Here is a 19,329-nt window from a genome sequence, read left to right as displayed (position 1 = left end):
CTCCCTTCAGATGGTGCGGTCGATTCGGCTCACTGCTCGTCCAGCAGGCTTTCGAGTAGTGAAAATGCCTCGGCCGTTTCGATATTGGGATCGACTGAGTGGTGCAGCACCAGGCCGTCCATGAAAGCGATGATCAACGTCGCCATCCCGGCGGCGCGGCGCCGGGTCCAGTCGGGATGACGGATCCGTACATGATCGGCGATCTCCGCGCGTACCTCTTTGAGTTTGGCGCCCAGCGCCGACCCCAACGTGGAATCGCGGGTCGCCCCCGCGATGAGTTCAACGGCAAGATGCATCGCGTGGTCGTCATTCGCAGTCTGGGGGAGCGCATCCCGCATCGTGCGCAGGGCGGTGCGTGTATCGGGAGCATCGAGAAACATCGTCACCAATGGGCTGATCACCAGTTCACAAGTCTGGCGCGCGACGGCGCAATGCAGGCCCGGCAGTCCGCCGAAGTGGTAATGGATGACCCCGGGGTTGGTATTCGCGCGGGCGGCCACCGCTCGGGTGGTTACCGCGGGCCATCCGCCTTCGCACAACAGCTCGACCCCGGCTTGCACGAGTTGGGCACGTCGCCGGTCACCGCGCCCCAAACTAGGCCGATCGACCAAGTTGGTCATATGGCCAAATTACCACGCGCCGGAGGTTATGCGCCGGGGAGCTCGCTTGGCGGGGAGTCTCGGCGTGCAGCCACCGCCACCACGATTGCCAGGATGCCGAAAAGTTCTGGTGTGCTGGGAATCTGGTGCATGACAAGTACACCGATCGCGGTCGCGGAGAGCGGGAGAAGTGCCAGGAGTACCGCGAAGTGGCTTCGCCCCGCCCGCCGCAGGATCACCTGATCTAGCCCGTAGGGGATGACGTTGGAGAGCACACCCATCAGGAGTCCCAGGACGAGGATGTGAACGACGGGAACCTGACCGTGGATGCCGGCGATGCCCACAGCCAGGGCCGGGGCGGTCACGATCATGGCGACCGTGAAGCCCACCGCAAGTGAGTCTGCCGGGTTGCCCTGCAGCGCAACACGTTTTCCAAGCACTATGTATCCGGCCCAGAACAACGCGGCCAGTAGTGCGAAGGCCATTCCCACCGGCTCGGCGGAAAGCTGTACATCGGCGATCAGGACCACGCCGACGAGCGCGGCCAGTACCGAGAATCCGTCTCGAAGGGACCGTGATCCGGCGGCGGCCACGCCGATCGGCCCCAGAAATTCGATCGCCACCGCGGTGCCCAACGGCAACCGGTCGATGGCCAGATAGAACGACATATTCATCAGCGCGGTGACCACGCCAAAGCCCCCCGCCCACCACAACGCCCGGCCCCGCCAGGCCGAGCCCGCGGGCCGGGCGATCGCGAGGAACACGAGCGCCGCACCACATATCCGCAGCCAGGCCACGCTCACCGGATCGAGCCAGCGGAACAGGCTGACTCCGGCCGCCGCCCCGATGTACAGGGAGGTGCCGCTGACGAGCATGAGTGCCGGCGCGGTGAGCCGGTGGTGCCCGGGTTCAGTCACCGCGCTGCCAAGAGCGTGCGGACCGCGTCCGCCAGATCTTCTTCGAGCCACGCGGGCAGGGCGGGCATGTGGCGGCGTACTGCGGCATACGGCAAGTCCACCACGGCCCGCGTGAGCCGGTCGCGTGAGCGCGCATCGGTGCGGCCGTAGATGGCCCGCGTCAGATCCCGCACTGAGGTGAACAGTGGCTCGTTCATCTCGTCGAGCGTGGAGCCCGCGTCGGTACCCAGGACGTCGGCACTGCGCAGGGAAAGCAGCAACCGGGCGTCCTCGGGGTATGCACGCGCGAAGGCGGGCACCGAAAGGGCTAGTGCCACGGCAATTTCAACAGGATCGGCGGAGGTGCGTAACGCATGGAGAGCGTGCTGGTGAAAGCGCTCAACCGCACGTAGCCACGTTGCCGACATGATGGCCTCGCGGTTGCCGAAGCGGTGATTGAGCGTCCCCGGTGGTGCACCCGAGGCTTCCGCTATCGCCGCAATGGTCGCGGCGCGGGGGCCGCCGTCGAGCAGCAGTGATCGCACCGCGTCAAGGATGGCATCGCTGGTGTGTTTGCGTTCAGGAGCCATCTGGAATATTCGTCCTAATTCTGGTAAATCTGGAATATGGAACATCTATCCTATATTGACGAGCGTACGATTCGTATCGACGCGCCGCGGGGGCAGGTGTGGGAGAGTTTGCGGCGCTACGTGGACGCGGTCCTACGATCCGCCGAGCGCAATCCGCTCGGTGCTGTGTTGGGTACCCGCCCGCGTGCGGGCTTCGCGGTAGAGCGCATCGACCCCGAACGACGTCTGAGTTTAACTGGGCGGCATCGTTTTTCGCGGTACAAACTAGTGTTTGAGCTCGATGACGACTGCAGTGGCACCACCCGTCTGCGCGCGCAGACGTACGCGGACTTTCCCGGGGTGCGCGGCCGGATCTACCGCGCGCTGGTGATCGGCACCCGCGGACACGTGCTGGCGACCAATCACGTGCTGCGCTCCGTGAAACGCCGCGTCGTCGATGCGGGTTCGCGTTGAACTCAGCTACGAATTCAGTTCTCGTCGTGCCGATTCCTCGGCAAGCGCCCGCTGGAAGCTCCGGACGAATCCGACCTGAGTCTTCTTGAGCTGGCGTTCCAGCAGGCCCGGCAACCGGATCTTGAGATCCAGGGAGATGTCGGCGGTCAGCCGGGATTCGGGCTCGTCGGGGATGACGGTGAACCGGCTGATGTTGTGGCGCAGGGTTCTGCTCTCCAGCAGCGTGAGCTGGCAGCCGTCGGGATACCACTCGTACTCGGTCAGGGAATCGTCGGAGATTCCGAGCGTGGAGCTCACCGTTCGCACCAGCCGTGGTGAGCCGTCGTCAAACGATTCGACGACGGTCATGGTGCTGGTGACCGGTGGCCACGTCGGCAGATGTGGCCGTAGCCAACTGTCGACGGACTCAACGTCCTTGAGTACCTCAAGGACGGTTTCCGGCCGGGCTGCGACGGTGATGTCTAAGCGTTCCTGGATCACGTTCCATCCTTCCGCGGACTGCGGGGAACGTTAGCCCAATATGGGCCCAAATGGGGGCCTTTGTGGCAAGTTGATTATAAATTACCAGTTCAGAACCGGTACTTAAGGTACGGATACTACCTGTAACGGATAGCTTTACGGGGTGCGCTCAAGGGTGAAAACCCTGATCTCGCGTCCGGTGCGGCCCTTGTACGCGGAGTACACCTCGAGCATCGCCTCGAAGCGCCGGTAGTAGTCGTCGCGCTCGGGGCCCTGGACAAGGGTCGCGATCACGTCGAAGGTCTGGCCGGCCAGTGTCACCTTGGCCCGCGGGTCGGCGAGCAGGTTCGTGGTCCAAGCGGGGTGCTTCTCTTGGCCGAAATTACTGCCCACCAGCGCGATTCGGTCACCATCGTGCAGATAAAGCAGCGGAGAGACCCGAGGCTGGCCAGACTTGCGACCCGTCGTGGTCAGCAGCAGCGTCGACAAGCCCAGCGGGCCCAGCACGGTGTATCTGCTGCCGGTGCGCTCCATAACGGCCCGGTCCAGTGGCGTCAGTTTCCGGATGGTCCACGAACCCGGTTTGGTGGCGGCGAACTTGGCCGCGACCCGCGACAGCGCACTGTCCGGATTGCCCCAGCGATTCTCAGGAAAACCCTTATCGCTCATGGGATTATCTCCGCCTTGCGGCCCGCGTTGAACCCGATTCGGGTGTATTCGGCGACCCCGGCCGTGGTGTAGGGGTCGGCGGCGATCAGGGCTTCGGCGTCCTGCGCGCTGATATCGCCGGTGACCAGCACGCCCCCGGTGCCGGCCTCGTTGCGGCCACTGATCAGCAGGTTGCCTGCCGCGATCTCACCATCGAGCCACTCCAGGTGCGCGGGGCGGACAGCGTCCACGACATCGAGCGGTTGGGTATAGGTCAGCTGCAGTACGTGGTACATGCCGGGAGCGTAACGCGTGCAGCGGCGGGCGCGGGCCGGGCGACCGGGGATCTAGGCGACCGGGGATCTAGTTGATGGGTCGGTTGACGAACTGCAAGTCATCGAGAATCCCGCGCGCCGCGACAATTCCGTCCCCGGTCTGCCAGATCTCGTTGTTGACCGCGAACACCCGGTGGTCGCGGGTGGCGCCGAGCGCCATCCAGGGCTTGGTGCTGAAAATCCGGGCGGCGCGATCCTTGGCCGACGGGCTGGTGAACGAGACATAGACGATGTCGCCCTCTGCGGCCGAGAAGTCGTCGGTGTCGATCTCGATGAAGGGGGTATCGCTAAACCGTTGGGTGGCAGGACGATCCAATCCCGCTGTGGCGAGCACCGATGCCGGGAAGTTGTTGGCCCCGTATACCCGCACCGTCTGATCGGTGAACTGGACGATCGAGGCCTGGAAGTGTGCGGTGTCGTTCTCGCGGCCCACCTTCTTGGCGGCGTCGACGAAATCCGACCACAGTTTGTCGGTCTCCGCGGTCCGGCGGGTCGCCTTACCTACCAGCCGGACGTGCTCGGCCAGATCGTGTCCCGACACGATCACGGTGGGAGCGATGGCGCTCAGGTCGAGGTAGGAATTCTGCTCGCCATTGGAGCTCAGGATGAGATCCGGCTTGGCGGCGCCGATCTTGGCCAGGTCCGGAGATGCCATCGGGCCGATCGACGGCAGGTCGTGGACCGTCGTGCCCAGGTATGACGGGGGAGAGGTCGCGCGGTCAGCCAGCCCGACCCCGACGATGCGATCCTGCAGCCCGAGCGCACACAGGGTGTCGATGGCGCCGCCGTCAAGAACCACGATCCGCTTGGGGTCTTCGGGTACCTCGGTCTCGCCCTGTGCGTGCCTCACCTCGCGTGGCGCGGCGGGGTCGAGGGCCGCCGGATCCTTGGCGCAGGACTCGTCGGGCTTGCGCTCATTACCCAACACGCCCGCGCCGGCAATCCTCGTCGTGCTGGTGACCACGGTGCTCGCGGTCTCGTTGGTGGGTTTCTCGGTACAGCCGGCCACCGTCGCCGCCGCCAGTGCCGCCAATATCACGGCAGCGCCCCAGAACCTCACTGTCTGCACCCGGTTGAACTTACCGCGCGGGGTCGTGAACACGCGGGTAGGACCACGGCAGGGCCCGGTGACCACGTCCGCGCGGATGGTAATCAACCCTAAGTACGACTCTCTGTAGGACCCGCTCCGCGATCGGGGGTGGCGCGGGCTAGGATTCACCCCAGACATGCAGTCACTGGAACGACTGCGCGCTACGAGGAATCGGAGGAGCCGTGACCGCCGAAGCACCCCCCATTGGTGGATTGCAGGCCAGCCGCCCGTTCCCGCCCCGCACGGGCGCGCGGGGCACTCTGATCTATCGCTTGATCACGACCACCGATCACAAGCTGATCGGCATCATGTACCTGGTCGCGTGCTTCGCGTTCTTCCTCATCGGAGGCTTGATGGCGCTGTTCATGCGCGCCGAGCTGGCCGTGCCGGGTCTGCAGTTCCTGTCCAACGAGCAGTTCAACCAGCTGTTCACCATGCACGGCACCGTGATGCTGCTGTTCTACGCGACGCCCATCGTGTTCGGCTTCGCGAACGTGGTGCTGCCGTTGCAGATCGGCGCCCCCGACGTCGCCTTCCCGCGGTTGAACGCCTTCTCCTTCTGGCTCTTCCTGTTCGGCGCCATGATCGGTATCGCCGGCTTCATCACCCCCGGCGGCGCTGCCGACTTCGGCTGGACCGCCTACACCCCGTTGACCGACGCCATCCACTCGCCGGGTGCCGGTGCTGATCTGTGGATCATGGGTCTGGCCGTCGGTGGTCTGGGCACCATCCTCGGTGCGGTCAACATGATCACCACGGTCGTGTGTATGCGCGCCCCCGGTATGACCATGTTCCGGATGCCGATCTTCACCTGGAACATCCTGGTGACCAGCGTGCTAGTGCTGCTGGCCTTCCCGCTGCTGACCGCGGCGCTGTTCGGTCTGGCGGCCGACCGCCACCTCGGCGCACACGTCTTCGATCCCGCCAACGGCGGTGTCCTGCTGTGGCAGCACCTGTTCTGGTTCTTCGGACACCCCGAGGTGTACATCATCGCGCTGCCGTTCTTCGGCATCGTCTCGGAGATCTTCCCGGTGTTCAGCCGCAAGCCGATCTTCGGTTACACCACGCTGATCTACGCGACGCTCGGTATCGCGGCGCTGTCCATCGCGGTGTGGGCGCACCACATGTACGCCACCGGCGCCGTGCTGCTGCCGTTCTTCTCCTTCATGACGTTCCTGATCGCCGTCCCGACGGGTATCAAGTTCTTCAACTGGATCGGCACCATGTGGAAGGGCCAGCTGACCTTCGAAACCCCGATGATCTTCTCGGTGGGCTTCTTGGTCACCTTCCTCTTCGGTGGTCTGACCGGCGTGCTGCTGGCCATGCCCCCTGTGGACTTCCACGTCACCGACTCGTACTTCGTGATCGCGCACTTCCACTACGTGCTCTTCGGCACCATCGTGTTCGCGACGTACGCCGGTATCTACTTTTGGTTCCCGAAGATGACCGGCCGCCTGCTCGACGAGCGCCTCGGTAAGTTCCACTTCTGGCTGACCTTCATCGGATTCCACTCCACGTTCCTGGTGCAGCACTGGCTGGGTAACCAGGGCATGCCGCGTCGTTACGCCGACTACCTGCCCACCGACGGCTTCACCTTCCTGAACTCGTTCTCGACGGTCGGTGCCTTCATCCTGGGTGCCTCGACCCTGCCGTTCCTGTGGAACGTGTTCAAGAGCTACCGGTACGGCGAGGTTGTCACGGTCGACGACCCGTGGGGCTACGGCAACTCCCTGGAGTGGGCCACCAGCTGCCCGCCGCCGCGGCACAACTTCTCCGAGCTGCCCCGAATCCGTTCGGAGCGCCCGGCATTCGAGCTGCACTACCCGCACATGTCCGAGCGCATGCGCGCTGAGGCACATGTGGGTGGCGGCCATAAATAACGGCCGCGATACGCAGCTGTGAGTGACCGCGTCACGGTTCTGATCACCGTCACCGGGGCCGATAAACCCGGCGTCACCTCGGTGCTGATGGGGGTGCTGTCCCGCCACGGTGTCGAGCTGCTGAATGTCGAACAGGTTGTCATTCGCGGCAAGCTCACGCTCGGTGTCCTCGTCAAGGCACAGGGTCGCAGCGAAGCTGTTGAGGCGCTGCAGGACGAGCTCGAAGAGGCCATGCATACCCTTGGATTCGATGTCGACGTCGAATTCGGTGGGGACAGTTCGGTGATCAAAGATCCGTCGACGCACACCATCGTGGTGCTCGGGAGGCCGGTTACCGCGCGCGCTTTCGGCGCGGTCGCCCGCGGGCTGGCCGGTCTTGGCATCAACATCGACCTCATCCGGGGTATCGCCGACTACCCGGTGACCGGCCTGGAACTGCGCGTCACCGTCCCGCAAGCTCAGCTGACCGATGTCGACCTGCACACCGCGATGGCCCAGGTGGCCGCCGACGAGCCGGTGGATATCGCCGTCGAGCACAGCAGTCTGGACCGGCGGGCCAAGCGGCTCATCGTTTTTGACGTGGATTCGACCCTTGTCCAGGGCGAGGTCATCGAGATGCTGGCCGATCGGGCCGGCGCGCGCGAGCAGGTCGCCGCGATCACCGAGGCCGCCATGCGTGGGGAACTCGACTTCGCCGAGTCGCTGCACCAGCGGGTCGCCACACTCGCCGGGCTTCCCGAATCGGTACTCGACGATGTCGCCGACGAATTGGTGCTCACGCCGGGCGCGCGTACCACCATCCGGACTCTGCGTCGGCTGGGCTACTCCTGCGGTGTGGTGTCGGGTGGATTCCGTCAGGTGATCGAGCCGCTGGCCCATGAACTGGCCCTGGACTTCGTGGCGGCCAATGTCTTGGAGATCGTCGACGGCAAGCTCACCGGCCGGGTGATAGGGGAGGTGGTTGACCGCCCCGGCAAGGCCAAGGCATTGCGCCAATTCGCCTATGAGGCAGGTGTTCCGCTGGCGCAAACGGTGGCCGTCGGAGACGGTGCGAACGATATCGACATGCTTTCGGCGGCCGGGCTCGGCGTGGCCTTCAACGCCAAACCCGCGCTGCGGAAGGTGGCCGACGCGTCGGTGAGCCAGCCGTATCTGGATGTGGTGCTCTTCATCCTCGGTATCACCCGCGCCGAGATCGAGGCGGCCGATGCCGTCGACGGTGGCGTGCGTCGCGTCGATATCCCGGACGACTAGCCGCTGCCGGATCGGGCCTCAGCCCACCATCGCCGAGTCGGAAAGCGGCAGTGCACCGGTCACGGTGTGCCAGGCCTGGGCCAGCAGCTCCACACCGCGTATCAACTGATCGTCATGCTGGGTGAAGGGCACCCGCACGAATCGTTCCAGCGAGCCGCCGACACCGAACCGCGGGCCGGCGGCGATACGAACCCCGAGGCGCGCGGCAGCGGCGGCGAGTGCGGTACTCATCGGGGCGGGCAACCGGGCCCAGATGCACAGTCCGCCTTCGGCTTCCTGTAGCTCCCAATCGGGGAGCCGACGACGCAGCTCGGCCAATACCAGGGCGCGCCGTGCGCGCAGGGTCGCCCGCTGCACGGCCTCCACCTCGTCCGCGTGTTCCAGAAGCTCAGCGGCGGCCAACTGCTCCAGGATCGGCGTGCCCGTGTCCATGGCGGAGCGCACTGCCGCGAGCCGGGCGACCGTGGTGCGGTCGGCACGGACCCAGCCGACGCGCATGCCGCCCCAGAACGACTTCGACATCGACCCGATGGTGACCACCAGATCGGGCCGGGCCACCAGCGAAGCCATGGGCGCGGGGGTCGAGGCCTCGTGCCAGGCACCGACAAGTGACTCATCGACAACGGTGCGGGTTCGAGTCTGGGATATTATGTCCGCCAACGTCTTTCGCTGCGCAAGCGGCATCGTGAGACCGGTGGGATTGTGGTTGTCCAGCACCAGGTAGGCCAGGTTGGGGGCCGTTTGGCGGATGGTGGTCTCCATGCCGGTCATATCCCAGCCGGATTCGCGCTCGTGGGTGTGCATCGGTACTGGAACCGGGCGCCCGCCACGCTGGGTGATCGCATCGAGTGCGCCGTGGTACGTCGGCTGCTCCACCAGGACCCGGTCGCCGGGCTCCACGAAGGCGCCGAGGAGCAAGGCGATGGCCTGCTGGGCGCCGCAGGTCACCATGATCTGATCCTCGGTAGTAGGCAGCCCGCGTCGTGAGAAGTGCTCGGCGATACGAGGGCGCAGTTCTGGAATGCCCACCAGCTCATGGCCGATTCCCCGAAGATGGGTCGGCAGCTTGGTCAGGGCCACCTGGTAGGCGTCCAGTACTGCGGCCGCCGGCGCTGCGGTCGCCGCGTTTTGCAGGTCGATCATCGGGGTTGCCAATCCCGTTGTGGCCGAGGGTGATCGGTCGGGGCCGGGCAGGGCGGTAGTGCTGCGCGCGCCCTGGCGGCCGCGCAGATATCCGCTCTCGCGCAGTTCTGCGTACGCGGCGGTGACGGTGGTGCGGCTGACGTGCAGGGCACTTGCCAATGCTCGTTCGCTGGGGATGCGGGCCCCCAGGGGCAGGCGTCCGTCGATGACGAGAAGCCTGATCGCATCCGCCAACGCTCCGTAGGCGGGTCCGGCAGACCCTGCCGTGCGCCATTGGCCGAGGTGACGGGCCAGGGTGTCTGCAACGACCACACGATCGGACATAAAAGCCAGTGTGACTCAACTGGCTATTGAAAGACAAGCCAGTTGGCCCAGAAAATCGTGTGGTGACCGGGAAATGGATTGGATGGAGTGCGCGCGGTACCGCGCTGTTGGTGGGTCTGTACCTGTACGGGGTCTCGATGGCACTGATGGTGCGGGCGGGTCTCGGGCTGGACCCGTGGGACGTGTTCCATCAGGGGCTCTCCCTGCGGACCGGAATGAGCATTGGGCTGGCCTCGGCGGTGACCGGTGTTGTGGTGCTTCTCGCGTGGATTCCGTTGCGCAACAAGCCTGGTGTGGGGACGATCGCCAATATTGTTGTCATCGCCGTCGCCGTTGATTCCACATTGGCCTGGTTGTCCGCGCCCTCGGCGATGGCTGTGCGGGTGGCGTTCCTGGTCGGCGGTGTATTGCTGAACGCGATTGCCACGGTGCTTTATGTCGGCGCTGGGCTGGGCCCGGGGCCTCGTGATGGACTGACAACTGGACTGGTTCATCGCACCGGTCGGTCTGTACGGCTGATCAGAACCACCATCGAGGTCATCGTGGTGGGGACGGGCTGGCTGCTCGGCGGCAACGTCGGGGTGGGGACCGTGCTCTACGCGCTAGGTATCGGCCCCCTCATTCAGGTGGTGTTGCGGCTGCTGCCACGGCGGCTGCTGGCCGTCAGCGGCTGGGGCATGGTGTTGAGCACGCAGCGTGAGAACGCCGCGTGCGCGGCGCCGTCGAAATCACCTCAGGATGTGGCGGCTTGACTGTGCCGGTCGAGTGACTCGGCATCGGCAAACAACTGATTGCGAACCGCTTCCGGGAGGTCGAGCAGTTTGGATGTCAACTCGGACACCACTGGGTTCTGGGCGAGTTCAAGGGTGGTCAGATCGGCATCCAGCTCGTCTGCGTAGCCACTATCTGTGAAGTAACGGACATCGATGCGGAAAGCGTGCGCGATGCTCTCCAGTGCCTGCAGGGAAGGGCGTCCTCGCTGCCCATTGCGCAGCTGTGACAGATAAGGCGCCGAGACCACGGTGCCGCCAGTGCGCATGAACACAAGGAATTCGCTGTTGGAGTAGGGGCCGCGGCCCGGTGTATGCAGCACCGCGAAGACCCGGTTAAGTCTGGCGACGAATTCCTCTTGCGCTCGGGAGTCCTTGAACGGATAGAGGGCATTGCGGTTGCTCTCAGCCGACGAATCGAGTTTTGATGTGCGACTATCTTCCGCACTGTCCGATCCTTGAATTCGCCGGTTGGCATCGATCAGGCGGCCGAGAGCCGTCGTATCGCGACGCAGCTGAGACTGGAAGGCGTCCACTCGGCGACGCCATGCCTTGAGGTCATCCCATACCCATGATCGATCCTCGCCATGAGCTGCACGTTGCTGAATGCGGCATGCCTCGGCATCGAGCTGTGCGATCAGTCGATGGTTAGCAAGCCCGATGTTGTGCACCGTGTCCAGGTAGGGATCCGGATCAAGATCGTTTGTCATATGGTTGCCTAGAATTCCTTCCGAGCTTGCTGACGTATGGATGAGGATACGCGATAGAGGTCTGGGCGCATGGTCAGGACGGCCCGCGAGATGGCTCCCGCTCGCCGCTTGCCGGGCTCGATGCGGCACGATGGCCCCGTGGCCGAAATTGATCCGGACCTTCTGCTCGATTTCCGCGATGTGCTGCTGCGCCGCAATCGCAAGGTGTTGGTAGGCCCGGTTACCTGGTCGGTCGAGCTTGACGAGCGGTGGGTGGTTCTCGGCCCCAACGGTGCCGGGAAGACATCGTTGCTGCGGATCGCGGCGGCCATGGAGCACCCGTCATCGGGGGAGGCCGTGATTCTCGGCGAGCGGTTGGGCCGTGTCGATGTTTCCGAGCTCAAGGCGCGAATCGGACTGAGCTCAGCCGCGCTTGCGCAGCGGATACCGGATGACGAAGTAGTGCGTGACCTGGTGGTATCGGCCGGCTATGCGGTGCTGGGGCGCTGGCGCGAGGAGTACGAGGAGATCGATACGGCGCGCGCCATCGACATGCTCGAGACGCTGGGCGCCGAGCATCTGGCAGAACGCACGTACGGCACGCTCTCCGAGGGAGAGCGCAAGAGGGTGCTCATCGCGCGTGCGCTCATGACCGATCCCGAATTGCTACTCCTCGACGAGCCGGCGGCCGGGCTGGACCTGGGTGGGCGTGAGGAACTTGTGGCGCGGCTGGGTGAGCTCGCGGCTGATCCGGATGCGCCCGCGATGGTTTTGGTGACTCACCACGTGGAGGAGATCCCACCGGGTTTCAGTCACGCGTTGTTGCTGTCCGAGGGAGGGATTGTCGCTCACGGTCTGTTGGCGGATGTGATGACCAGTGAGAATTTGTCCCGCGCGTTTGGGCAGTCGATCGTGGTTGAGATGATCGATGGGCGTTACTTCGCGCGACGCGCCCGGCCCCGCGCCGCACATTCCAGGAGGCAGTAGTGACATCTACCCCCAACGATCCAGCGCCGCCGAAGCCCGCGGCGACCGTCGTACTCATACGTGACGGCGCCGTCGGTGTCGAAGCCTTTCTGATGCGTCGCGATAACGCCATGGCTTTCGCCGGGGGAATGACGGTCTTCCCGGGCGGCGGGGTGGACTCGCGGGATCTGCGTGCGGATGTGCCGTGGGTGGGCCCGGATGTCACGTGGTGGGCCGAACAATTCGGCGTGACACCCGAGCTGGCATCGGCACTGGTGTGCGCGGCCGCGCGCGAGACCTTCGAGGAATGCGGTGTGTTGTTCGCGGGTACCTCGGATACCTCGATCGTCGAGGATGCGGCGGTCTATCACCAGGCGCGCAAGGATTTGTCGGACAAGTCCCTGTCCTTTGCGGAGTTCCTGCAGCGCGAGGGCTTGCTTCTGCGGGCAGACTTGCTGCGGCCGTGGGCCAACTGGATCACTCCGGAGGCAGAACCGCGTCGCTACGACACCTTCTTCTTCGTCGCGGCATTGCCCTCGGGACAGGATGCCGACGGCGACAACACCGAGGCGGTCGCCTCGGGATGGCAGACCCCCGGGGCCGCGATCTCGGCCTTTACCGAGCGGCGCAGTTTCTTGCTTCCGCCGACCTGGTCCCAGCTCGACGCCGTGTCCTCGTCCGGTGCGACGGTCGCGGACGTGCTGGCTTCCGTGCGGGAGATCGCGCCGATCATGCCGATCTTGACCGAGCAGGACGGCCGATGGTTCGTCCAATTCGCCGATGTGGACCGCTACGAGGCGGCCCGGCAGGGCGCCGTGGAGATCCCCGAGGTGACCGGGACGGAGCTGACGTGACCGAACCCGAGTTCGTGTCGGTGCGCACCGCGCCCGAGTACCCCGGCATCGGCACCATCGCGCTGTCGCGTCCGCCCACCAATGCTCTTACCCGCCAGATGTACCGCGAACTAGCGCTGGCTGCGGCCGAGGCGAACGCACGCGAGGACATCCGGGTCGTCATTGTCTACGGCGGGCACGAAATCTTTTGCACTGGCGATGATTTGGATGAACTATCGGAGTTGACCGCCGAGGAGATGTCGCGCAGCGCCGGTGACCGGCAGGCCGCGCTCACCGCGGTGGCGGAGCTGGCCAAACCGACAATCGCCGCCATCACGGGGTACGCCTTGGGCAGCGGCCTGGAGCTGGCACTGGCAGCCGACTGGCGGATCGCCGGGGACAACGCCAAGGTCGGTTCGCCCGAGATCCTGGCGGGCATGATCCCGGGTGGCGGCGGCACGGTGCGGTTGGCGCGCGTTGTGGGGCTGAGCCGGGCCAAGGAAATGGTGTTCAGTGGCCGCCTGGTTGGCGCCAAGGAGGCCCTGCGGATGGGGCTCCTGGACCAGATGGTGGCACCCGACGACGTCTACACCGAGGCGGCAGCGTGGGCCCGGCGCTTTGTCGACGGGCCGCCCCTGGCACTCGCCGCCGCCAAACAGGCCATCGACCACGGCTTCGACAGTCCGTTGGCCGGGGGACTGGACAGGGAACGCGAGCTGTTTTGCCAGGTGTTCGCGACACAGGACCGCGTGGACGGGGTGGCTGCTCAGCTGGAGATCGGCCCAGGGACGGCCCGGTTCAGGGGAGCCTAACCAGGCGTTAGGCTGACGGCCATGACGGAGATTTCGGAGCCGACGACCAAGGCCACTGCGGAGCAGGTCGCTGCTGCTTTTGAGGACAACAAACTCGCCCAGATCCTGTACCACGACTGGGAGGCAGAGACCTACGACGAGAAGTGGTCCATCTCCTATGACCAGCGCTGCATCGACTACGCGCGCGGCCGGTTCGACGCCATCGTGCCCGTCGAGGACCAGCGCGAGCTGCCCTACGAACGTGCCCTGGAGCTGGGGTGTGGCACCGGCTTCTTCCTGCTGAACCTGATGCAGTCGGGTGTCGCGCGCCGTGGCTCGGTCACCGACCTGTCGCCGGGCATGGTCAAGGTCGCCACGCGCACCGGCAAGGAGCTGGGTCTGGACGTCGACGGCCGGGTCGCCGACGCCGAGCGGATCCCTTATGACGACAACACCTTCGATTTGGTGGTGGGCCATGCCGTGCTGCACCACATTCCCGATGTCGAGCTGTCGCTGCGTGAGGTGCTGCGGGTGCTCAAGCCGGGTGGACGGTTCATCTTCGCCGGGGAGCCCACCACGGTCGGCAACCTCTACGCCCGCGCGCTGGCGAATCTGACCTGGAAGGCCACGGTCCAGGCGATGAAGCTGCCCGGACTGGAGAGTTGGCGGCGTCCGCAGGAGGAGCTCGACGAGAACTCGCGCGCTGCCGCCCTCGAATGGGTGGTTGACCTGCACACCTTTGATCCTGCCGACCTGGAGAAGATGGCCACCAACGCCGGGGCTGTCGCGGTGCGGACCGCCAGCGAGGAATTCACGGCCGCCATGCTGGGCTGGCCTGTGCGTACGTTCGAGTCGACGGTGCCGCCCGGCAAGTTGGGCTGGGGCTGGGCGAAGTTCGCGTTCGGCGGTTGGAAGGCGCTCAGCTGGGTCGACGAGAACGTGTGGCGTCACGTGGTGCCGAAGGGCTGGTATTACAACGTGATGATCACAGGGCTCAAGTCCTCCTAATCCCTCGAATTCCCGCCGGTGTTCGAGCCTTCCGACGTTGCATATCTGTCGTCGGAGGCAGGCAGTGCGGACCTCGCACGGGCATCGGCGTACACGTTTTCTGCGGGCACCCTGGTGGCCGATACGGCGGCTCTGCGTACCGAATTCGGTGACCGCGCCGCGGTTTTGGCGCAGACGGTGCAGCTGCGCCGTAAGGCGGCGGCCAAGCTGGGCGACGTACAGGATTGGCTGTTTACCGATGACGCGCTACAGCAGGCGACACCTGCGGCAGTGGCGCGGCATCGCGCCGAGCGGCTCGCCGATCGGGTGGTTCACGATGTCACCTGTTCGGTCGGGGCCGAGCTGGCCGCCCTCGACGGTGTCGCCGCGACCGTTATCGGCAGCGATATCGATCCGGTGCGAACGGCGATGGCACGTCACAACATCGGCAGGCGAGTTCTGATCTGTCAGGCAGATGCGCTGGCACCTTCCAGTCGCGCCGACGTGGTGATTGCCGATCCGGGGCGCCGCTCCGGCGGCCGCCGGCGGTTCGACCCCTCGGCATACTCGCCGCCTCTGGATCTGGTGCTGCGGACATACGCGGATCGCGACCTGGTCGTCAAATGTGCGCCGGGACTGGACTTCACCGATCTACGGGAACAGACCGGATTCGATGGCGAGATCGAGGTTGTTTCCCTTGATGGCGGCGTTCGGGAGGCGTGTCTGTGGTCGGCGGGGTTGGCACGGGCGCGCAGGCGCGCCACGGTGCTCTCGACGGCCGGCGACGGCTTCCAGCTGACAGATGCCGATCCCGATGACTGTGCACTCGCCGAGGCGGGCGAGTGGATCATCGACCCCGATGGTGCGGTGGTGCGTGCGGGCCTGGTGCGGCAATACGCTGCGCGGCATGGGTTGTGGCAGTTGGATCCCCGCATCGCGTACCTGTCGGGGGATTCGGTGCCCGCCGGTGTGCAGGGCTACCGGGTGCTCGACGCGCTGGCGTATAGCGAGAAACGGCTGCGCCAGGCGCTCGCCGCACGAGACTGCGGTTCTGTCGAGATCACCGTGCGCGGGGTAGACGTTGACCCCGCGGTGCTGCGCACCAGGATGAAGTTGCGAGGCGGTGTGGCGCTCTCGGTCGTCATCACCCGGATAGGTAGTGACGCAAGAGCATTCGTCTGTGCTGCTAGGTCCCCGGGCGGAACCCGTACACCTGGCCCTCGCTCAGCGTGACGATCACGCGCTGATCCGGTCCAATCGAGATGCCGACCGGGACTCCAGCGGCATCGGGTAGCGGATAGCGGTTGATGGTGGCTCCGTCCGGGGTGTTGAACACCACCAGCGCCAGGCCCTTGTCTCCGTCCTTGACCACGGCATAGCCGACGTTTCCGGCGGCCTGGCTGGATGTCGAGAGCGGAACGAGGTCGTCGCGACGCCAGGCGATTTCACCCTTGCTGCCGGAGTCTTTGATGGCCACCAGGGTGGCCTTGTCGCCGGTTCCGGCGATGATGGTTCCGTCCGGTGCGACGGAGGGCGGTGTGACGGCGTTGAATCCCAAGGGCAGCGACCATTTCTGGCTGCCATCGAAGGTATGCATCGCGTGGAGCGAACCCTTGCGGTCATTGATGTAGACCGTTTCGCCATCCTGAGACATCACCGGGGAGCCGATCACGCCTTCGTCAATGATCTTGTTGGCCCACTTGTGTTTCAGGGTGATGTGGCCGTCGGCGTCGTACGTGATTCCCAGCAGCACGGGTACGGGTTTTCCTGGCTGCCACAGCGTGGTGACGATAGTGCCGGTTTCCGGGTCGTAGGCGGGGGAGGCGGATACCGGACATTGCGGTCCCGCCGCTTCGCAGTCACCCAGGCCGCGCCGCGGATCGGTCGGATCGACACCTTCGAGCAGATCCATGGGGGTGCCCACGACCTCACCGCGCTGCGCGTTGAAGATCAGTATCTGACCGAGGTGCGTGACGATGAGGAGCCGTCCGGGCTCGACGATCTTGGGTGTGGTGGGTGCGCCGATTACTGGCTTACGCCACCGGATCCACTGGGTGGGGGGAAACGACACCACGGCGCCGGGCTGACCCATGTAGATGTTGTTGTAGCCGTCGGCGAGCGGTCCTGACCATGGGCTGCCGGTGATCATCCGGGTGCACCAGCGCTGGCGCGCGGCCTTGTTGTTCTCCCACTCCATGAGCGTGCAACCGGCAGGGGTGTCGGCACTGACCGCGATGAAGTTGTCGATGCCGATGGCCGCGGCACTGCCTATCTGGCCCTTGGTGTTCCGGCTCCACTCCAGGGTCAGTTCGCGAGCGCCCTCGGTGGGCGTGTAGCTGCTGTTGTGCGCGTCGGCGTAGCTTGCGGACCAGCCTGGCGCCGCTTTGATGTTGATCCAGGAATCATTGCCGGAGCATCCGGTGATGGTGAGGAGTGTCGCGAAGACCATGCTCGCGAGTACTCGTGCCCGGGAAAGCACGGTGAGACACTCCTTCCTTAGGGGGCGGTCCGGCCCATCGCAGGGTAGCGTGCGCGCTCTGCCGCGTCCCGTAGGCTGTGCGGCCATGACGACGATGTGGGGCGCTCCCCTGCACAAGCGGTGGCGCGGACAGCGCCTGCGCGACCCGGCACAGGCCAAATTCCTGACCAAGGCCTCACTGCGATGGGTGATCGCGAACAAGGCATACACACCGTGGTACCTGGTGCGGTACTGGCGGCTGCTCAAGTTCAAGCTCTCCAATCCGCACATCGTCACGCGCGGCATGCTGTTCCTGGGCAAGAACGTCGAGATCCACTGCACACCAGAGCTGGCCCGGATGGAGATCGGCCGGTGGGTGCACATCGGCGATGGAAACTCGTTGCGCGCCCACGAGGGGTCACTGCGGCTGGGCGACAAGGTGGTGTTCGGTAAGGACAACGTCGTCAACGCCTACATCGATATCGAGTTCGGTGACTCCGCCCTGATGGCCGACTGGTGCTATGTGTGCGATTTCGACCATCGGATGGAAGACATCACCTATCCGATCAAGGACCAGGGCATCATCAAGTCCCCGGTGCGCATCGGGCCGGATACCTGGATCGCCACCAAGGTGACGATCCTGCGGGACACGATCGTCGGCCGGGGCTGCGTGCTCGGCGCTCACGCCGTGGTCAAGGGTGTCATTCCGGACTACTCGATTGCGGTCGGTGCCCCGGCCAGGGTCGTCAAGAACCGCAAGGTGGCGTGGGACGCCTCGGCCGCGCAACGAGCTCAGCTGGCCGAGGCGCTGGCCGATATCGAACGTAAGAAGGCGGCCGCTAACTCACCGGAGTGAGGGTGAACAGCGGGAACACCCGCGTGGTGCGCTTCGTGTACTCGGCGTAGGGCGGGAAGGCCGCCACGGCACGTTCCCACCAGGTCGCACGCTCGGCGTCGTCCGAGATTTCTTCGGCACGGACGGTCTGCACGTCTTCGCCGTCGCGCAGCTCGAAGACCGGATTGGCACGCAGATTCGCGACCCAGGCGGGGTTCTTTGGTGCGCCGCCGATCGAGCCGACCGCGAGGTACACGCCCTCGTGTTCCACACGCATGAGCGGCGCCTTGCGGATCTGTCCCGATTTCGCGCCGACGGTGTACAAGATCACGACGGGTATGCCCTCTAACGTGGTGCCCTCGACGCCGCCGCTGGATTCGTAGATCTCGATCTGCTCGTCGACCCACTGCGGGTTGGTGGCGATGTATTCGAAGGTGAATTCGTTGGTCACCGTGGCTGCAACACCTGCCGTGGGCGTGCTATTTCAGATCAGCCAGCAGATCCTCGATGCGGTTGTAGCTGATCTGCATGCCCACCTCCATGCCGGACTCGATGTGTCCGTCCCGGTGCTCCTTGCAGCTGTGCTGTACCAAGACCCGCATGGTGGTGACCCCGTCGACCTCGTCCAGGGTGGTGGATACCAGGGCCGAGGCATCGGGCATCCCCTCGTAGACCTCGGTATTGACCAATCGGTGGGGTCTGTCGATCTCGTGGTACTCGCCGTGGAACCCGACCTCCATGTCCGGCGCGGATTCGCACGGTTGGCTGACTACATACCGCCATGTGCCGCCGACTCGCAGATCGATATCGCAGACCTGCCAGTGCGCGGTCTCGAATCCCCACCAGCGCTTGACCAGATCGGGCTCGGTGAGCGTTCGAAAGACCAGTGCAGCGGGCGCGTCAAAGGATCGGGTGATGAGAATCGTTGTATCCGAGGGAAGTTCGACGGTGGCGCTGCCATACCGACTGCTCATGGGGTTTCCTCCTGTAGTTCGGTGAGTAGGTCGTCGAGCCGGTCGAGACGCTCGTTCCAGGTGCGTTCAAACGCGGTCACCCAGTCGTGGACGGGCCGCAGAGCCGCACCGTTGACCCGATAGAAGCGGTGCCGTCCATGTGAGCGCACCCGCACCAGATCGACGGCGCGGAGCACGCCCAGATGCTTCGACACCTGCGGCTGACCCATCCTGGTCCGCGCCACCAGATCGTTCACCGTGACCTCGCCGGTGCCGATGGCACTGAGAAGGTCGCGACGGCCGGCCTCGGCGATCGCGTTGAACGCATCGGCGGTGGTGGGGGTGCGGGCCATGAAGGAAACATATACCGATATAG

Annotated in this window: 23 protein-coding genes; 10 read left to right on the top strand and 13 right to left on the bottom strand. The window is 65.1% G+C overall.

Annotated elements, in window-relative coordinates:
• Positions 1-29: 29 nt before the first annotated feature.
• The 3 genes from RHO23_RS12535 to RHO23_RS12525 are packed head-to-tail and all read right to left on the bottom strand — an operon-like array spanning position 30 to position 2,085.
• Complete coding sequence (locus tag RHO23_RS12535) at positions 30-620, bottom strand: TetR/AcrR family transcriptional regulator (RefSeq protein WP_264921920.1); 591 nt, start codon at positions 618-620, stop codon at positions 30-32.
• A 26-nt stretch (positions 621-646) separates the two neighbouring features.
• The gene (locus tag RHO23_RS12530) at positions 647-1,474 is read right to left on the bottom strand and encodes an EamA family transporter (RefSeq protein ID WP_423489225.1); all 828 of its coding nucleotides are present in this window, start codon (positions 1,472-1,474) and stop codon (positions 647-649) included.
• Between the two features lie 38 nt (positions 1,475-1,512).
• On the bottom strand, positions 1,513-2,085 hold the full coding sequence (locus RHO23_RS12525) for a TetR/AcrR family transcriptional regulator (RefSeq protein WP_046254320.1): 573 nt from the start codon (positions 2,083-2,085) through the stop codon (positions 1,513-1,515).
• Positions 2,086-2,121: 36 nt separating this feature from the next.
• Between RHO23_RS12525 and RHO23_RS12520 the strand changes: the two genes are divergently transcribed.
• Positions 2,122-2,538 carry a hypothetical protein gene (locus RHO23_RS12520; protein WP_070917917.1) on the top strand — a complete coding sequence of 139 codons (417 nt, stop codon included), beginning with the start codon at positions 2,122-2,124 and terminating at the stop codon, positions 2,536-2,538.
• 6 nt (positions 2,539-2,544) lie between these two features.
• Here the strand turns inward: RHO23_RS12520 and RHO23_RS12515 are convergent, their stop codons facing one another.
• From RHO23_RS12515 to RHO23_RS12500, 4 genes are all read right to left on the bottom strand, one after another.
• Positions 2,545-3,018, bottom strand: a complete 474-nt coding sequence (locus tag RHO23_RS12515; RefSeq protein ID WP_046254318.1) for an SRPBCC family protein — start codon at positions 3,016-3,018, stop codon at positions 2,545-2,547.
• Between the two features lie 135 nt (positions 3,019-3,153).
• Positions 3,154-3,666, bottom strand: a complete 513-nt coding sequence (locus RHO23_RS12510) for a nitroreductase/quinone reductase family protein (protein ID WP_030097111.1) — start codon at positions 3,664-3,666, stop codon at positions 3,154-3,156.
• On the bottom strand, positions 3,663-3,941 hold the full coding sequence (locus tag RHO23_RS12505) for a YciI family protein (protein ID WP_030097112.1): 279 nt from the start codon (positions 3,939-3,941) through the stop codon (positions 3,663-3,665). The genes RHO23_RS12510 and RHO23_RS12505 overlap by 4 nt, the downstream gene beginning before the upstream one ends.
• 67 nt (positions 3,942-4,008) lie before the next feature.
• Positions 4,009-5,082 carry an ABC transporter substrate-binding protein gene (locus RHO23_RS12500; protein ID WP_423487830.1) on the bottom strand — a complete coding sequence of 358 codons (1,074 nt, stop codon included), beginning with the start codon at positions 5,080-5,082 and terminating at the stop codon, positions 4,009-4,011.
• Positions 5,083-5,252: 170 nt separating this feature from the next.
• Here RHO23_RS12500 and ctaD point away from each other — a divergent pair, with 170 nt between their 5' ends.
• Positions 5,253-6,950, top strand: coding sequence for a cytochrome c oxidase subunit I (gene ctaD, locus RHO23_RS12495; RefSeq protein WP_030097114.1), 1,698 nt, complete (start codon positions 5,253-5,255; stop codon positions 6,948-6,950).
• 18 nt (positions 6,951-6,968) lie between these two features.
• Positions 6,969-8,204 carry a phosphoserine phosphatase SerB gene (serB, locus tag RHO23_RS12490; RefSeq protein ID WP_030097115.1) on the top strand — a complete coding sequence of 412 codons (1,236 nt, stop codon included), beginning with the start codon at positions 6,969-6,971 and terminating at the stop codon, positions 8,202-8,204.
• 18 nt (positions 8,205-8,222) lie between these two features.
• Here the strand turns inward: serB and RHO23_RS12485 are convergent, their stop codons facing one another.
• Entirely contained in the window at positions 8,223-9,671 is a 1,449-nt protein-coding gene (locus RHO23_RS12485) for a PLP-dependent aminotransferase family protein (RefSeq protein WP_046254316.1), read from the bottom strand.
• Positions 9,672-9,733: 62 nt separating this feature from the next.
• On the opposite strand from RHO23_RS12485, the gene RHO23_RS12480 reads away from it, so the two are divergent.
• Positions 9,734-10,423, top strand: a complete 690-nt coding sequence (locus RHO23_RS12480; RefSeq protein WP_217339315.1) for a YczE/YyaS/YitT family protein — start codon at positions 9,734-9,736, stop codon at positions 10,421-10,423.
• Here RHO23_RS12480 and RHO23_RS12475 read toward each other — a convergent pair.
• Complete coding sequence (locus RHO23_RS12475) at positions 10,405-11,151, bottom strand: helix-turn-helix transcriptional regulator (RefSeq protein WP_070941197.1); 747 nt, start codon at positions 11,149-11,151, stop codon at positions 10,405-10,407. The genes RHO23_RS12480 and RHO23_RS12475 overlap by 19 nt on opposite strands.
• 120 nt (positions 11,152-11,271) lie before the next feature.
• Here RHO23_RS12475 and RHO23_RS12470 point away from each other — a divergent pair, with 120 nt between their 5' ends.
• Genes RHO23_RS12470 through RHO23_RS12450 form a run of 5 tightly spaced genes read left to right on the top strand, consistent with a single transcriptional unit; the run spans position 11,272 to position 15,940 of the window.
• Positions 11,272-12,117 carry an ABC transporter ATP-binding protein gene (locus RHO23_RS12470; RefSeq protein ID WP_044105339.1) on the top strand — a complete coding sequence of 282 codons (846 nt, stop codon included), beginning with the start codon at positions 11,272-11,274 and terminating at the stop codon, positions 12,115-12,117.
• Complete coding sequence (locus tag RHO23_RS12465; RefSeq protein ID WP_046254313.1) at positions 12,117-12,950, top strand: NUDIX hydrolase; 834 nt, start codon at positions 12,117-12,119, stop codon at positions 12,948-12,950. Before RHO23_RS12470 ends, RHO23_RS12465 begins: the two co-directional genes overlap by 1 nt.
• Positions 12,947-13,741 carry an enoyl-CoA hydratase gene (locus RHO23_RS12460; RefSeq protein WP_078353455.1) on the top strand — a complete coding sequence of 265 codons (795 nt, stop codon included), beginning with the start codon at positions 12,947-12,949 and terminating at the stop codon, positions 13,739-13,741. Before RHO23_RS12465 ends, RHO23_RS12460 begins: the two co-directional genes overlap by 4 nt.
• Before the next feature lie 21 nt (positions 13,742-13,762).
• On the top strand, positions 13,763-14,728 hold the full coding sequence (locus tag RHO23_RS12455; protein WP_030097122.1) for a class I SAM-dependent methyltransferase: 966 nt from the start codon (positions 13,763-13,765) through the stop codon (positions 14,726-14,728).
• 18 nt (positions 14,729-14,746) lie between these two features.
• Positions 14,747-15,940 (top strand): THUMP-like domain-containing protein, encoded by a 1,194-nt coding sequence (locus RHO23_RS12450; protein WP_064409263.1) that lies wholly within the window; start codon positions 14,747-14,749, stop codon positions 15,938-15,940.
• On the opposite strand, the gene RHO23_RS12445 is transcribed toward RHO23_RS12450, so the two are convergent.
• Positions 15,894-17,186 (bottom strand): PQQ-binding-like beta-propeller repeat protein, encoded by a 1,293-nt coding sequence (locus RHO23_RS12445; RefSeq protein WP_423487829.1) that lies wholly within the window; start codon positions 17,184-17,186, stop codon positions 15,894-15,896. The genes RHO23_RS12450 and RHO23_RS12445 overlap by 47 nt on opposite strands.
• Before the next feature lie 85 nt (positions 17,187-17,271).
• On the opposite strand from RHO23_RS12445, the gene RHO23_RS12440 reads away from it, so the two are divergent.
• Positions 17,272-18,021 (top strand): acyltransferase, encoded by a 750-nt coding sequence (locus RHO23_RS12440; RefSeq protein ID WP_046254308.1) that lies wholly within the window; start codon positions 17,272-17,274, stop codon positions 18,019-18,021.
• On the opposite strand, the gene RHO23_RS12435 is transcribed toward RHO23_RS12440, so the two are convergent.
• From RHO23_RS12435 to RHO23_RS12425, 3 genes are read right to left on the bottom strand one after another with little or no spacing between them, the layout of a single operon-like run.
• Positions 18,005-18,451 carry a nitroreductase family deazaflavin-dependent oxidoreductase gene (locus RHO23_RS12435; RefSeq protein ID WP_423487828.1) on the bottom strand — a complete coding sequence of 149 codons (447 nt, stop codon included), beginning with the start codon at positions 18,449-18,451 and terminating at the stop codon, positions 18,005-18,007. The genes RHO23_RS12440 and RHO23_RS12435 overlap by 17 nt on opposite strands.
• Before the next feature lie 28 nt (positions 18,452-18,479).
• Positions 18,480-18,974, bottom strand: a complete 495-nt coding sequence (locus RHO23_RS12430; RefSeq protein WP_070917918.1) for an SRPBCC family protein — start codon at positions 18,972-18,974, stop codon at positions 18,480-18,482.
• On the bottom strand, positions 18,971-19,306 hold the full coding sequence (locus RHO23_RS12425; protein ID WP_423487827.1) for an ArsR/SmtB family transcription factor: 336 nt from the start codon (positions 19,304-19,306) through the stop codon (positions 18,971-18,973). The genes RHO23_RS12430 and RHO23_RS12425 overlap by 4 nt, the downstream gene beginning before the upstream one ends.
• Positions 19,307-19,329 lie beyond the last annotated feature (23 nt).

It is taken from the genome of Mycobacteroides sp. PCS013, from assembly GCF_049532645.1.
Taxonomy (GTDB): Bacteria; Actinomycetota; Actinomycetes; order Mycobacteriales; family Mycobacteriaceae; genus Mycobacterium; species Mycobacterium gwanakae.
The sequence above is the reverse complement of the archived record's forward strand: the minus strand, read 5'-3'. Positions and strand labels throughout refer to the sequence as shown.

Coding starts and splice junctions, on each gene's coding strand:
- RHO23_RS12535 (WP_264921920.1), bottom strand. CDS start 620: ATGACCAACTTGGTCGATCGGCCTAGTTTGGGGCGCGGTGACCGGCGA.
- RHO23_RS12530 (WP_423489225.1), bottom strand. CDS start 1,474: ATGCTCGTCAGCGGCACCTCCCTGTACATCGGGGCGGCGGCCGGAGTC.
- RHO23_RS12525 (WP_046254320.1), bottom strand. CDS start 2,085: ATGGCTCCTGAACGCAAACACACCAGCGATGCCATCCTTGACGCGGTG.
- RHO23_RS12520 (WP_070917917.1), top strand. CDS start 2,122: ATGGAACATCTATCCTATATTGACGAGCGTACGATTCGTATCGACGCG.
- RHO23_RS12510 (WP_030097111.1), bottom strand. CDS start 3,666: ATGAGCGATAAGGGTTTTCCTGAGAATCGCTGGGGCAATCCGGACAGT.
- RHO23_RS12505 (WP_030097112.1), bottom strand. CDS start 3,941: ATGTACCACGTACTGCAGCTGACCTATACCCAACCGCTCGATGTCGTG.
- RHO23_RS12485 (WP_046254316.1), bottom strand. CDS start 9,671: ATGTCCGATCGTGTGGTCGTTGCAGACACCCTGGCCCGTCACCTCGGC.
- RHO23_RS12475 (WP_070941197.1), bottom strand. CDS start 11,151: ATGACAAACGATCTTGATCCGGATCCCTACCTGGACACGGTGCACAAC.
- RHO23_RS12470 (WP_044105339.1), top strand. CDS start 11,272: ATGCGGCACGATGGCCCCGTGGCCGAAATTGATCCGGACCTTCTGCTC.
- RHO23_RS12455 (WP_030097122.1), top strand. CDS start 13,763: ATGACGGAGATTTCGGAGCCGACGACCAAGGCCACTGCGGAGCAGGTC.
- RHO23_RS12440 (WP_046254308.1), top strand. CDS start 17,272: ATGACGACGATGTGGGGCGCTCCCCTGCACAAGCGGTGGCGCGGACAG.
- RHO23_RS12430 (WP_070917918.1), bottom strand. CDS start 18,974: ATGAGCAGTCGGTATGGCAGCGCCACCGTCGAACTTCCCTCGGATACA.
- RHO23_RS12425 (WP_423487827.1), bottom strand. CDS start 19,306: ATGGCCCGCACCCCCACCACCGCCGATGCGTTCAACGCGATCGCCGAG.